This window comes from Liquorilactobacillus sicerae (assembly GCF_029916425.1).
GTDB classification, from domain to species: Bacteria; Bacillota; Bacilli; order Lactobacillales; family Lactobacillaceae; genus Liquorilactobacillus; species Liquorilactobacillus sicerae.
This window is the reverse complement of record NZ_JAHAVQ010000010.1, coordinates 50110-63199: the sequence shown is the minus strand read 5'-3', so window position 1 is coordinate 63199 and position 13090 is coordinate 50110. Positions and strand designations below refer to the sequence as shown.

The following is a 13090-nucleotide window of genomic DNA, read 5'->3' as shown; positions in this document are numbered from 1 at the left end:
TAGGAGTAATCATAATAGTGGGGTGAAAGTGATTGATAAAGGAATTTAAAGAATTTATTTCACGAGGAAATGTAATTGATTTGGCTGTTGGTGTAATTATTGGTAGTGCTTTTACAACCATTGTCAAATCCTTAGTTGATTATTTAATTAATCCTTTGATCGGGTTATTTATTGGGGGGATTGATTTCTCGGATTGGGTTTTTAAGATTGCTGGAGCGACTTTTAGAGTTGGCAGTTTTTTAAACGCGGTTATTAATTTTCTGATAATTGCATTTGTTGTTTTCATTTTAGTAAAAGTTGTTAATAAATTTTTGGTTAGGAAAAAGAATGAGGAACCGGTTACAGCTCCTGAAGTACAGCTTTTAGAGGAGATTCGCGATTTATTAAAAGAAAATGGAAAATGATGCTAACTGGAGCTCCTTGCTTTCTTCAGCTTTACTTATAATTACAATGAGCTAAAACGATGATTTTTACGAAAACTTTTCTATTTTACTAATCCATTTTTGAGGTGTTTGATAAGTTTATTGGATCAATCAATCAAAATATTTCAGATAGTCGAAAATTTGTTTAACAAATACTTGATATTCTGTAAAAAGAGCCGATTAAATACACTAGAGCTGTTTTAAGAAGAAAAATGTTAATTGTTTGATGGCTTTGGGTAAACCTTTTAGGTGTCCAGCTCAATTATCTTGGTTGTTGAACGGCGGTTGTTATTTTGTGAAATATGTGAACAACTGTCAAGCACAGAAAGATGAAACCATAAGTAAAAAGTTGAGTGCTAAAAGCAATTCAATTCCAGCCTTAAATTTTTAACAATAATAGTTTATCTGCCTTTTTAGGCGTTTAACAAGATTTTCAAGAATAAACATTATGTTTTTAAGAAAATCAAGCTAATTTGGATAACCTTTAATAAACCAAGTTCCGTACTTAAATGATTAAGGGTAAGAAGTGGAGGAGAAAATGTTTTCATGAAAACTGGAGAATTAATTAGAAGTATTAGAACATCAAAGGGAATCAAAGCTAAGACCATTTATGGCGGCTTATTGTCAAGATCAATGTATTACAAGTATGAAAGTGGTTTAGTTGAAACAACAGCAGATACTTTTTTACATATCTTAGACCGTTTAAATCTTGGGGCGGCTGAGTTTATTACGCTTTTCAAAAGACAAAACAATGAGCATACTCATTATCAAGAATATCATCAAAGCTTGATCGATGCTTTTCAGCAAAGAAATACAAATGAAATCAAAGTTTTAGAACGAAAAATTGATCGTAGCTATCAAAACAACCAATTAGTTAGGTTTTATAATTTAGAGGTTGTAGCTTGTGGTATGAGAAAGTTTCTAAGCAAGAATGAGAGCTATTTAGCAGAAAGACATGAAATTATTCACTTCTTATCGCGCAGTCAATATTGGACGCGGTATGAATACACTTTATTAGTCGATGCACTATTTCTATTTGATGGTTCTTCTTTGGCAAAACTATTGGAAAGTCATGAGTGGTTTAGTGATGATAAGTCGCACGATATTCGAATGGAGAATCTTAAGGTCAGGGTATTATGTCGGGTTATCTTGCTATTTATGAAGACAAACCGTAAGAATGATACAGCTTTATATTATACAATGCTGGAACAGACCAAGACATCGCCCGATAATGTTTTTGCATTGGGATGCAAAAACTTTTTCAGGGGATTAAAAGTAATCGATGATGGTGATTACGAAGAAGGAATTAAAGCGATTTCAGCAACTTTCGAGTTATATCAAAAATTAGGTTTGGAAGATATGTATCGAAAACAAGTTACTATTTTACAAGATATTTTAAGTACTCGTTTGCAAGAAAGCAGTCGTCAGCGAAGAGTTTGATGATTGGGAATAACTTGAAAGTTACTAGCTTTCAGTGTAAAATAAGTAAATGTTTAGTTTAATTGAAAGGAGAACCGCGAAATGTCCCAGAATACGCATGTCGGGGTCGCAAATGATCGTCGCCCGGTAAACCAAAAGAATATTAAAAAGCGTCGTGCGCAGCATCAAGCTGTTTTAGCATTTTTAAAAGACCGTGAAGAATTAGAAAAGAAAGCTAATTAATTGATCAGAATTAACCAGCATAAGGCGTTTGGCGTTTTGTGATGGTTTTTTTTTGCATTTTTTTAAGTGTTATAATTCCAAGTAAGAGGGAGAAAAATGAGTATTTTAGAAGTTGAAGGCTTATCGCAATCATTTGCCGATAAACGACTGTATCAGAATGCTAGCTTTCAGTTGAATAAGGAAGATCATATGGGAGTGATTGGACAAAATGGGGCTGGCAAGAGTACTTTGATCAAGATCATTACCGGCCAACAATTACCAGATGAAGGAAATATTCGTTGGCAAAAAGGAATCACAATTGGCTACTTGGATCAATATGTCCAAACAGCTCAAGGCTTGACGATTTTTGAGTTTTTGAAATCGGCCTTTGCCAAACTTTATCGAATCAGTGAATTACAGGACAAGTGTTATGAAGAATATGCTAAATCACCAGCCGATCAACTGTTGGAAAGGGCTGGTCGATATCAAGAGCAACTTGAAGCGGGTGATTTTTATGAACTTGAAACAAAAATTGATCAAGTAATGACCGGGCTGGGAATTGATGCTTTAGGGAAAGAATGCGAAGTTTCAAGATGTAGTGGCGGCCAACGTTCCAAAATTATTTTGGCCAAACTGTTGCTGGAACAACCAAATGTTTTATTGCTTGATGAACCAACTAATTATTTGGATACGCAACATATTGAGTGGTTGATTAGCTATTTGAATTCTTTTCCAGGAAGTTTCATGGTCGTCTCGCATGATTTTAATTTCTTAGAGCGAGTTACGAATACTATTATTGATGTTTCGCTGGGGGAAATCACTAAATATACTGGGAGTTTTCAAGCGGCTATCAAACAAAAAAAGCAACGTTTGGAAAGCCAGCAAAAAGCTTATGAAAAACAACAACGTCAAATCGAAAAAGATGAAGCCTACATTCGCAAGAATAAAGCTGGTTCACGTTCAACACTTGCAAAATCCAGACAAAAAAGATTAGATAAATTAACTTTGGTCGATCCGCCAGAAAATACTCGGACAGCACATTTTAATTTTCCCTACTTGGAGTTATTGTCAGCTGAAACTTTGACCGTCAAGAATTTATCAGTTGGTTATCAACGAGCATTGCTTAAACCGGTTTCTTTTACCTTGAGTCATGGTGAAAAAATGGTTTTAAAGGGTTTTAATGGAGTTGGAAAATCAACGTTGATCAAGTCGATCCTGGGATTGATCCCAGTTTTCGGTGGCGAAGCTTCTTTTGTAGCAGCCGCTAAGGTTGGCTATTTTAGTCAAGATCTAATTTGGTCTAATTCACAACAGACGCCATTAAAAATTGTTCATGATCAATATCCGAAGCTTGAGCCTAAAATAATTCGTCAACACTTAGCTCGAGTGGGCTTGAGCGCAGAAAATATTATGCAACCAATCAAACTATTAAGTGGTGGTGAACAAACTAAGGTCAAGCTATGTTTACTTGCATTAACACCGGCTAATTTTTTGATCCTGGATGAGCCGACTAACCATTTAGATGATCAGACGAAAGCTGCTTTGAAGCAAGCTTTGAAGGCTTATGCAGGAAATGTTTTACTAGTTACGCATGAAGCTGATTTTTATCAGGGATGGGTCGATCAGATTCTAAATGTTGAAAATATTCGTTTGGGAGGAAATAAACGATGAAAAAGGTTATCGCGTGGATAGTTGCACTGTTATTAGTGGTAGCGGCTGGTGCTAGTTATTTTTATGTTAAACAAGCCGAACAACAAAGGTCAATTGAACTTAAACAAGATGCTAAAAAAGCAAAGCAGTTTCATAGTAATCATTTACGCTATCCGGTTGATTGGCATAAATCTTCACAAACTATTAAGTATCCAGAAATTAAAAACAGTCGCGTTGATAAATTAAAAGTCAAAATTAATTTAGTCAAGCAAAAGCTTTATTTGTATTCCAAAAATAAAAAAATTTATACGATGTATATTTCAGCTAGCTGGCAAAAAGTTAAGCAGACCAACCGCGTGTTACCAGGGAAATATCAATTAAGGGACAATCGTGGCCGATTTTATTATGATCCGGCAACTAATCAGGGTGGCAAATACTGGATTGCTTGGAAACAGTCTGGGCAAAATTTGATTCAATCCGTTCCCACCGATGTTAATCGAAATTTTATCAGTACTCAGGCAGCTTCATTGGGAGATCAAAAAGATGTGCCAAACACGCATGGCAATATCTGGCTATCAGTCAGGGATGCCAAATGGTTCTATCAAAATATTCCAACAGGCACAACGATTTTAATTGAACGTAATTAACAAATATAGTTTATAACTCAGAGAAGATGACCTTTTCTGGGTTTTTTATTTTAATTGTGAAACTATCTACAAAATCGAACGAAAGCTTTGAAGTTTGTGAATATGTTTGGAATCTGATTATAAGTTTGGGGTTTGTTGGCCTTGAAATTTGTGAAAAAAAGGATTTTTAGCCGAAACAAGCAGAATTTTTGTGAAAATCAAGCAGATTATTGTTGTGTAAAACCTTTTTTGCGTTAGAATAGATTTAGATTCAGGTTTTCGGAACTAGATTAAAATAGGGAGTGTTAACATGGCAAATTTAAAAGGTGCAGATCTACTGGTTGATGTTTTGGTAGATTGGGGAGTAAAAACAGTTTATGGGTTGCCTGGTGACTCAATCGATACGACTGTTGATGCTTTGCGGCGGCAAAAAGATCAGGTCAAATTTATTCAAGTTAGACATGAAGAAGTAGCGGCCTTAGCGGCAGCTGCGGATGCTAAGTATACCGGAAAATTAGGCGTTTGCTTATCAATTGGTGGTCCGGGTGCCATTCATTTACTTAACGGCTTATATGATGCCAAAATGGATCACGTTCCAGTTTTGGCACTTCTTGGTCAGGTGACCTCAAAATCTTTGAATGAGGGTTATTTCCAAGAAGTTAATACTGCTAAGCTTTTTGATGATGTAGCTGTTTTTAACCGTTCAATTTCTTCAGTTGACAACTTAGCTGAAGTTGTTGATCAGGCAGTTCGCAGTGCTTATGAGAACAAAGGCGTAGCTGTTTTGACGATTCCAGATGACATTCCAGATCAAAAATTAAAAGCAGCGTATAAATCTTCTGCAAAGGCTTTTGTTTTAAGCAAACCAGAAATTGATTCAACTCAATTAGATCAAGCTGCTGAGTTGATTCAGCAGGCAGCTAAACCGATTGTCTTATTAGGTGTTGGCGCTAAAGAATCGGCTGCTGGAGCTGCCATTCAGCAATTCGTAGAACAAAATAAGATTCCATTTATTGAAACCTTACCAGCTAAAGGCACAGTTGCTGATGATCATCCTAATTCATTAGGCAATGTTGGTAAATTAGGAACTAAACCGGCCTATGAAGCAATGAAGAGTGCAGACTTACTAGTTTTATTAGGTACTAACTATCCGTATCGCCCATATTTGCCCAACAAAGGCCAAGCTAAATGCATCCAAGTTGATGTCAAAGCGGAAAATCTTGGTAAACGTTATAGTGTTGATGTGGCGATTCAAGGTGATGTTACTAAAGTTATTACCCAATTAAATCAAAAAGGCCAGTTGCGTTCAGATGAAAAGTTCTTGGATGCTTGTCAAAAGAATATGAGCAACTGGAACAAATGGATGCAGGCTAAACGTGAAATGGATACAGCGCCGGCTTCACCAGAAAGTTTAGTTGCTTATATTGATGAAACAGCTCCTGATAACATGGTTTATTCAATTGATGTCGGGACTTCAACATCTTGGAGTGCTCGTTATCTGCATGTTAAAAAAGATCAGCAGTTTGCAATCTCTGCTTGGCTTGGTACTATGGGCTGCGGCTTGCCAGGAGCAATTGCTGCTCAAGTCGCTTATCCCGATCGTCAAGTCTTGACTCTTAATGGTGATGGTGCTTTTGCAATGGTGATGCAGGACTTTGTAACGGCTGTTAAATACAAACTGCCCATTATCTGTGTGGTTTTGAATAATCAAAAATTAGCATTTATTGAATATGAACAGCAGTCAGCTGGCCAATTGAATTACCAAATTGATTTGGCTGATCTGGATTACGCTAAATTTGCTGAAGCTTGTGGCGGCATTGGTTTTAACGTCAAAAGCAATGCCGAATTTAAACAGGCTCTTGATAAGGCCTACAAAGTGACTGATAAGCCGGTTTTGATCAATGCTTATGTTCAAGATAATGCTCCATTGCCAGGCAAGATCGTCATGGATGAGGCTAAAGGCTACATGAAATTTGGTCAGGAGTATCTTGAAAATTATTGGAAGATTCCCGAATTGCCACCGCTGAAAGATATTATGCGGCAATTCTTCTAAAAATAAACCTTAGTTGGAATAACAGGTTTCGTTATGACGGAATCTGTTATTTTATTTTTGTGATGCATTTACACTTAATTAGACAATTCAAGGTCTTAAAATTGGTATGATAATTAAAATTGGTGGTGGGAAAATGACAATTAAAATAGTTTTACTGGGAGGATCAGGCTTTGTTGGACAAGGAATATTGGACCAGCTGGCTAAGGATCCACAATTTAAAATCACGAGTATTTCTCGTTCAGGTGGAAGCTTACAATTAAAAGAAAAATTTCCGCAAGTCAACTGGCTAAAAATTGATTTGCAAAAAAAAACGCCCAAGTGGGCTGAGATCATCGCTGACCAAGATTGGGTAGTTGATTTGTTAGGGGTGCTGGTCGCTAAAAATCAGCAGGTGTATCAGCAATTGACAATCAAGCCAATTTTGCCATTAATAGCAGCGATTAAGGAAAATCAATCAGTAAAAATGCTGTTTGTGTCAGCTAAAACTGCCCCAAGATTGCTAAAAAATTATTTAGTTACTAAACGTGAGACAGAAAAGTTGTTGAGGTCGCAACTAAAAACAAGGGCAGTCTTTCTTTACCCCAGCCTAATTTATCATCCTCAGCGCCAAAGTACCTGGATATTAGCTCAGCTGCTATTGTTTGGTCAGCACTTGCCGTTGATTGGCCGACACCTAACAAAATGGCAGCCACTTTCCCGTCAGCAGTTTGCCCTTGAAGTCAAAAATGTCCTATTAGGGGGCAGAAGTCAGCTTTTGCAAAAAGAAGCGACAACTTGATAGCCGACTAATTATCAAGAAGGTTTGACAATATGTAAACTAGCTTTTAAGATAAATAGGACTAAGTTGATATTATAAAAGCAGTTTGGATGTGAATATATGAAAATCAAGGTCGCTGATTTTATCCATCAGGTGGAAAATGAGGATTACCAAGAAAAGGTGTTGTCACAAATAAAAATGACGAAGACAGCTGAGCGGTCAGTTGTTTTACAACTCACCCAAAAACTAGTCGAGCAATTTGAAAAAATGCTGGCGAAACAAAGATTGAGCCGACTTGAACAGCCACTGGATCTGAATGGACAAACAGTTTCGATCCTGCTTGAAACAGGAATCATTAATTTGCCATTTGCGAATGTCAATCACATTGACAACTTTTTTGAGCTGGAAAGTCAAACAGATGTGATAATTAATTTGATTGTTATTGCTGATAAAATTAATGCTTCAGGTCTAAGAATCGACAGTTGTGGCTTAGTTAGTGAAGTTAAACAAAATCAACAATCATTAGTTCAGAAAATTGCTGCGACTTTGGAAACAAATTTGCAGCAAATACTTGAGAACAGTCTGGAAACTGAAAATTAGTTGATTAGAAAGTAAAAAGTAACGTTGTTTGAAATACAACGTTACTTTTTTTAACAAAACCAACAAAGTTTTTAGGATCGTCGTAATTTGCTTTAAAAGCTATCAAAGATTGTTGAAAAAATGTTATGATATTATTGTAATCTTGATGAAATGGGGAATGAAAATTTGACGGATGGTCAGCTGGCAATTAACTTGCTTATTATCCTAATCGTGTTTATCTTTGCTGCTTTTTTTGTGGCGGCGGAATTTGCTTTAGTTCAAACTAGAAAAAGTGCATTGGAAAGTGTCTTGGAGGCTGGTAAAGGTAACCGGCGTAAACTTTTGCGAGCATTAAAAATGGTGCAGAACTTAAATGAGTACTTGTCAACAACTCAAGTTGGAGTGACGCTTTCGGGAATCATTCTCGGTTGGATCGGTGAAGAAACAATTGAATTACTGATTGTTAATTTATTAAAAGTAACGCCGGTTCAACGTAGCGGTCTAAGCATTATTGGGGCTGTCTTAGGGGTTTTGCTGCTGACTTATTTAGAAGTCGTTTTGACGGAAATCGTTCCTAAAAATTTGAGCATTGATATGCCAATGAAAATGATGATGCGGGTCGTTAATCCACTACATTATTTCCATATTATTTTCTATCCGTTTGTTAGATTATTGAATGCCTCAGCTGGAGTGATCATCCATTTGATGGGGCTCAAGCCGGCGGATGAAAGTGATGATGTTTTATCACAAGCTGAAATTTTACGGTTATCCAGGAATGCGGTTAGTGGAGGTCAGCTTGACAAAAATGATTTGCTTTATATGCAACGAGCCTTTGATTTTAATGATAAAGTTGCTAAAGATATCATGGTCGACCGGACTAGCTTGGAAGTCGTTGATATCACTGATACTGTCAAAACGGTGATCAATTATTATTTGCGCAAGGGCTTTAGTCGTTTTCCAGTGGTTGCTAATAATGACAAGGATCGGATCTTAGGTTATGTCTATATTTATGATTTAATTCGTCAGGCACAAGTCGATGCTAATGTTCGTGTCAGCAAGTTGTTGCGAACGATTATTACTGTTCCCGAAGTGACGCCGATTCAAAAACTTTTGCAGCAGATGATTAATAAAAAAACACCGATCGTCGTTGTTTTAGATGAATACGGTGGGACAAGTGGAATTGTCACTGACAAGGATATTTATGAAGAATTATTTGGGGTCGTTAAAGACGAAATAGATGATGTCTCGAGTGAGTATATTATTAAAAATCAAGATGGTTCGTATAAGGTTTCTGGTAAAACCACTTTATATGATTTTGAACGCTTTTTCCGTGCTAAAAATCGTAGCTTTGATGAATCAGATAGTGTCACAATTGCTGGTTATCTATTAGAAAATTACCAAGTTAAGCAGGACATGGTGATCACGCTGGGTCAATTTGATTTAAAAATCACTGATTTTAACCGAAATTATATTGATTGGCTGGAAGTTCGCCGGCATGTTGAAGAAAATAAAGATACACCTCAAAATAATGATCAAGTTTCAAAGGAGAGTAGTTAGGACTATGCGAGATTTAGTTGGCAAACGAATCGTTGTTAAAATCGGGACCAGTACCTTGATTCATCAAAATGGCAAACTTAACTTAAAAGCAATCGATCAATTATGCTATACCTTAAGCGGTTTGGTCAACGAGGATAAACAAATAGTTTTAGTTTCTTCTGGCGCAATCGGTGCGGGTTTAGGATTATTAGGGCTAAAGAAACGTCCGGTTGCGATCCCTGAGCAGCAGGCCGTAGCTGCGGTTGGGCAAACGCAACTGATGACCGTTTATCAACAGCGTTTTGCAGTTTATGGTCAAAAAATCGGACAAGTTTTACTGACGCATGATGTCGTCGATTATCCTAAAAGTCGGCAAAATGTCTTGAATACCTTTGAAAACTTATTAAAAAATAAAATTATTCCAATTGTTAATGAAAATGATGCTGTCGCGGTCGATGAATTGGATCATCATACCCGTTTTGGTGATAATGATCAGCTTTCAGCGATTGTTGCCAAGATGATCGGTGCTGACCTTTTGATCATGTTATCAGATATTGATGGCTTTTTTGATAAAAATCCACGTAAATATGTTGATGCTAGATTGATCAAACGAGTTAGTCAGATTAATGAGGCGACTTTCGCTCAAGCAAGCGGTCATGGAACCAAACTAGGAACTGGTGGCATGGTCACCAAGCTAAAGGCTGCTCAATTGATGATGGCTGCCGGAGGGGCAGTAATTTTAGCGAGTGGTGCGAATCCATCGATTATTTTTAAATTAGTTGCAGGTCAAGAATTAGGGACTCTTTTTCAGGCTTAGTTAAGGAGGAAATCAATGGTAGTTTGTGATTTAGAAAAAATTGGTTCACAAGCAGCACGAGCAGCTTATATTTTGGGTCAGTTAACGACTGTTCAGAAAAATCAAGCTTTGTTAGTACTTGCGCAGGAGTTAAGAGCACAAGTAGCATCAATTATAACTGCCAATGAAACTGACCTGCAGAGTGTGCAAAAATTACCAGCTAAGTTTCTTGATCGTTTACGCTTAACTCCCGAGCGAATTGAACAAATGGCAGTGGGAATCGAGCAAGTTACCCAATTGCCTGATCCAATTGGCGAAGTTACGCGTGGATGGGTAAATCATGCTGGTTTGCAAATTGTCCAAAAGCGGGTCCCGTTAGGCGTTGTGGGGATTATTTATGAAGCTCGGCCAAATGTGACTGCTGATGCTGCAGCTTTATGTTTTAAGTCAGGGAATGCAGTTATTTTACGTGGTGGCAAAGAAGCAATTCGGACTAATCTGCAAATTGGTAAAATCTTACGAGCAGCTTTGCAAAAATTAGCTTTGCCAGTGGCTGCTATTCAAGTAATTGAAGATACTTCGCATGAAACAGCTAATCAGCTGATGCAATTAACAAAGTATATTGATGTTTTAATTCCGCGTGGCAGTTCTCGGCTGATTCAAGCCGTGGTTCAACAGGCGAAAGTCCCAGTAATTGAAACGGGTGCTGGCAATTGTCATGTGTTTGTTGATCAAACTGCTGATTTTACGATGGCTGAAAAAATTATTTTAAATGCCAAATGTCAGCGCCCATCAGTTTGCAATGCAATGGAAAAATTGCTGGTTCACGAAAAAGTGGCGGCTGAGTTTTTACCACAAATAGCTGCTAAATTGACAGCTGCCGGAGTTGAATTGCGCGGGGATGATCAAGTACAGCAACTTTTGGGCCAACAAGTGATTCCAGCAACTGCCAGTGATTGGGATACAGAATATAATGATTTGATCTTAGCAATCAAAATCGTTCCGTCGCTGACAGCCGCAATTGATCATATCAATCAGCATGGAACTAAACATTCTGAGACGATCATTACTAATGATTATCAAAGAAGTCAAGAATTTTTAGCTAAAGTTGATGCGGCCGTGGTTTACGTCAACGCCTCAACACGCTTTACTGATGGTTTTGAATTTGGCTTTGGAGCTGAAATTGGCATTTCAACGCAAAAACTGCATGCCCGAGGGCCAATGGGGTTGGTTGAATTAACGACGACTAAGTATCAAGTTCGCGGTGCGGGGCAGATTCGTCAGTAGACCAATAAAAAAGATAGAATTTACCTTTTGATTTGATTATAATTATAGTAAATAAATTATTTTTTGGAGGCAGTCATGAGCAGAAAACAGGCGGGATCGGCCTTAAAACTATTCGCTTTGAATTCAAATTTACCATTGGCACAAAAAATTGCCGATGAATTGCATGTAGCTTTATGTCAGGCAACAGTTAAGCATTTTAGTGATGGTGAGATTCAAATCAGTATCAATGAAAGCATTCGCGGATCAGATGTTTTTGTGATTCAATCAATTTCCGACCCAGTCAATGAAAACTTTATGGAATTAATGATCATGATCGATGCTTTAAGAAGATCAAGTGCTGGAACCATTAATATTGTAATTCCTTATTATGGTTATGCTCGTGCTGATCGCAAGGCGCGACCGCGTGAGCCGATCACTGCTAAATTAATCGCTAATTTCTTGCAAATGGTGGGAGCCGATCGAGTAGTGACAATGGATCTGCATGCTGGTCAACTGCAAGGTTTCTTTAATATTCCGGTCGATCACTTGTTAGGAATTTTTGTTCAGGTTAATTACTTTAATCAAGCCGGTATTAAGGATGATGTGGTGGTCGTTGCTCCCGATCATAATGGTGTCAAAGCTGCTCGTAACTTAGCGACCCTGTTAAAAGCGCCAATTGCCATCGTTGACAAACGCGGTGATGAAGACCAGTCAATTCTCGATGATCAAGTCACAATTATTGGTGATGTTAAGGGCCGCCGGTGTATCGTGTTTGATGATATGATCGATACTGGTCGCAAAATGACCTTGGCTGCGCGGTCACTTAAAGCTGCTGGAGCAACTGACATTTATGCTTGTGCAACCCATCCAATTTTTTCAAAAGGTGCAGTTGAACGCTTGCAAAATTCGGAATATACGCAAGTTGTTGTGAGTGATACGATTCAAATTCCTGAAGAAAAGCAATTTGCTAAGTTAAAGATTCTTTCTGTTTCAAAGACCTTTGCTAAGGCCATTGATTTAATTTACCATAATCAGTCAGTTGATTCTTTATTCACTAAACAAAATCTTTAATGAAAAATTAAAAGGAGATCAGAACATGCTTGATTATCTGCACCAATCAGCTTGGCAAAGCCAGCTGCAGCCATGGCAATCTCCAATTGATATTGAACAAGCAGTCAGTAAAAAAGAAACTCCGAAGCATTCGGCAGTTTCTTTTTTAACATCATATCAATTCACTACTGTTGAACACCATGGAAACAATTTACAATTCAACGGTCAAGGGCAAGCTCAGCTAAATGACCGAGTTTTTGACTTTCAACAGTTACATTTCCATTTTCCGGCTGAACATTTGTTAAACGGCAAGCGCTATCCATTAGAGTGGCATTTTGTTCATCAAAATGAGCTTGGACAGCAGGCAGTTGTCGCTTTTTGGGTCAAAGAAGGTCCAATTGATCAAGCGATGGCCCCTTTTTATCAACAGTTTTCTTTTAGTGAGGGACAAAAACGATTGCTGCCAGCAAAATTGATGTTGCCTGAAATTCAAAAACAACATTCAGCAGCGGTTTTTAATTATCTAGGATCGTTAACTACTCCGCCACTGACACGTGGAGTTGAGTGGTGGGTCTTCCAACAACCATTGTCGGCAGCTAAATTTCAGCTGCAGCAGTTGCGTCAGCAATTTTTGCAAGATAATGCTCGCCAAGTTCAGTCACTATCGTCGCGGCCAATTATTTTGTATACTGAACCTAATCTAAGATGAATGAA

The 13090-nt window shown here is 37.7% G+C and carries 13 protein-coding genes; all 13 read left to right on the top strand.

Annotation, left to right across the window (positions count from 1 at the left end; translation table 11 throughout):
* Positions 1 to 32: 32 nt before the first annotated feature.
* Positions 33 to 404: a large-conductance mechanosensitive channel protein MscL gene (mscL, locus tag KH893_RS07735; protein ID WP_281165576.1), complete on the top strand. Its 372-nt coding sequence runs from the start codon at positions 33 to 35 to the stop codon at positions 402 to 404.
* Between the two features lie 564 nt (positions 405 to 968).
* The gene (locus KH893_RS07730; protein ID WP_281165575.1) at positions 969 to 1862 is read left to right on the top strand and encodes a helix-turn-helix domain-containing protein; all 894 of its coding nucleotides are present in this window, start codon (positions 969 to 971) and stop codon (positions 1860 to 1862) included.
* An 81-nt stretch (positions 1863 to 1943) separates the two neighbouring features.
* Positions 1944 to 2084: a hypothetical protein gene (locus tag KH893_RS07725; protein WP_010581180.1), complete on the top strand. Its 141-nt coding sequence runs from the start codon at positions 1944 to 1946 to the stop codon at positions 2082 to 2084.
* Between the two features lie 96 nt (positions 2085 to 2180).
* Positions 2181 to 3734, top strand: coding sequence for an ABC-F family ATP-binding cassette domain-containing protein (locus KH893_RS07720; RefSeq protein ID WP_281165574.1), 1554 nt, complete (start codon positions 2181 to 2183; stop codon positions 3732 to 3734).
* Positions 3731 to 4360: a L,D-transpeptidase family protein gene (locus tag KH893_RS07715; protein ID WP_281165573.1), complete on the top strand. Its 630-nt coding sequence runs from the start codon at positions 3731 to 3733 to the stop codon at positions 4358 to 4360. The genes KH893_RS07720 and KH893_RS07715 overlap by 4 nt, the downstream gene beginning before the upstream one ends.
* Positions 4361 to 4649: 289 nt before the next feature.
* On the top strand, positions 4650 to 6392 hold the full coding sequence (locus tag KH893_RS07710) for a pyruvate oxidase (protein ID WP_281165572.1): 1743 nt from the start codon (positions 4650 to 4652) through the stop codon (positions 6390 to 6392).
* Between the two features lie 133 nt (positions 6393 to 6525).
* Positions 6526 to 7170, top strand: coding sequence for an NAD(P)H-binding protein (locus KH893_RS07705; protein ID WP_281165571.1), 645 nt, complete (start codon positions 6526 to 6528; stop codon positions 7168 to 7170).
* Between the two features lie 99 nt (positions 7171 to 7269).
* The gene (locus KH893_RS07700) at positions 7270 to 7749 is read left to right on the top strand and encodes a hypothetical protein (protein ID WP_281165570.1); all 480 of its coding nucleotides are present in this window, start codon (positions 7270 to 7272) and stop codon (positions 7747 to 7749) included.
* A gap of 165 nt (positions 7750 to 7914) precedes the next feature.
* Positions 7915 to 9285, top strand: coding sequence for a hemolysin family protein (locus tag KH893_RS07695; RefSeq protein WP_281165569.1), 1371 nt, complete (start codon positions 7915 to 7917; stop codon positions 9283 to 9285).
* Positions 9286 to 9289: 4 nt separating this feature from the next.
* Positions 9290 to 10081, top strand: coding sequence for a glutamate 5-kinase (proB, locus tag KH893_RS07690; protein ID WP_281165568.1), 792 nt, complete (start codon positions 9290 to 9292; stop codon positions 10079 to 10081).
* 15 nt (positions 10082 to 10096) lie between these two features.
* Positions 10097 to 11347 (top strand): glutamate-5-semialdehyde dehydrogenase, encoded by a 1251-nt coding sequence (locus KH893_RS07685; RefSeq protein ID WP_281165567.1) that lies wholly within the window; start codon positions 10097 to 10099, stop codon positions 11345 to 11347.
* Between the two features lie 75 nt (positions 11348 to 11422).
* Complete coding sequence (locus tag KH893_RS07680) at positions 11423 to 12397, top strand: ribose-phosphate diphosphokinase (RefSeq protein ID WP_281165566.1); 975 nt, start codon at positions 11423 to 11425, stop codon at positions 12395 to 12397.
* A gap of 25 nt (positions 12398 to 12422) precedes the next feature.
* The gene (locus KH893_RS07675) at positions 12423 to 13085 is read left to right on the top strand and encodes a carbonic anhydrase family protein (RefSeq protein ID WP_281165565.1); all 663 of its coding nucleotides are present in this window, start codon (positions 12423 to 12425) and stop codon (positions 13083 to 13085) included.
* Positions 13086 to 13090 lie beyond the last annotated feature (5 nt).

What these genes read in the sequence shown, in the direction of transcription:
- KH893_RS07730 (WP_281165575.1), top strand. Translation starts at nt 969, where the DNA reads ATGAAAACTGGAGAATTAATTAGAAGTATTAGAACATCAAAGGGAATC.
- KH893_RS07725 (WP_010581180.1), top strand. Translation starts at nt 1,944, where the DNA reads ATGTCCCAGAATACGCATGTCGGGGTCGCAAATGATCGTCGCCCGGTA.
- KH893_RS07720 (WP_281165574.1), top strand. Translation starts at nt 2,181, where the DNA reads ATGAGTATTTTAGAAGTTGAAGGCTTATCGCAATCATTTGCCGATAAA.
- KH893_RS07715 (WP_281165573.1), top strand. Translation starts at nt 3,731, where the DNA reads ATGAAAAAGGTTATCGCGTGGATAGTTGCACTGTTATTAGTGGTAGCG.
- KH893_RS07710 (WP_281165572.1), top strand. Translation starts at nt 4,650, where the DNA reads ATGGCAAATTTAAAAGGTGCAGATCTACTGGTTGATGTTTTGGTAGAT.
- KH893_RS07705 (WP_281165571.1), top strand. Translation starts at nt 6,526, where the DNA reads ATGACAATTAAAATAGTTTTACTGGGAGGATCAGGCTTTGTTGGACAA.
- KH893_RS07700 (WP_281165570.1), top strand. Translation starts at nt 7,270, where the DNA reads ATGAAAATCAAGGTCGCTGATTTTATCCATCAGGTGGAAAATGAGGAT.
- proB (WP_281165568.1), top strand. Translation starts at nt 9,290, where the DNA reads ATGCGAGATTTAGTTGGCAAACGAATCGTTGTTAAAATCGGGACCAGT.
- KH893_RS07685 (WP_281165567.1), top strand. Translation starts at nt 10,097, where the DNA reads ATGGTAGTTTGTGATTTAGAAAAAATTGGTTCACAAGCAGCACGAGCA.
- KH893_RS07680 (WP_281165566.1), top strand. Translation starts at nt 11,423, where the DNA reads ATGAGCAGAAAACAGGCGGGATCGGCCTTAAAACTATTCGCTTTGAAT.
- KH893_RS07675 (WP_281165565.1), top strand. Translation starts at nt 12,423, where the DNA reads ATGCTTGATTATCTGCACCAATCAGCTTGGCAAAGCCAGCTGCAGCCA.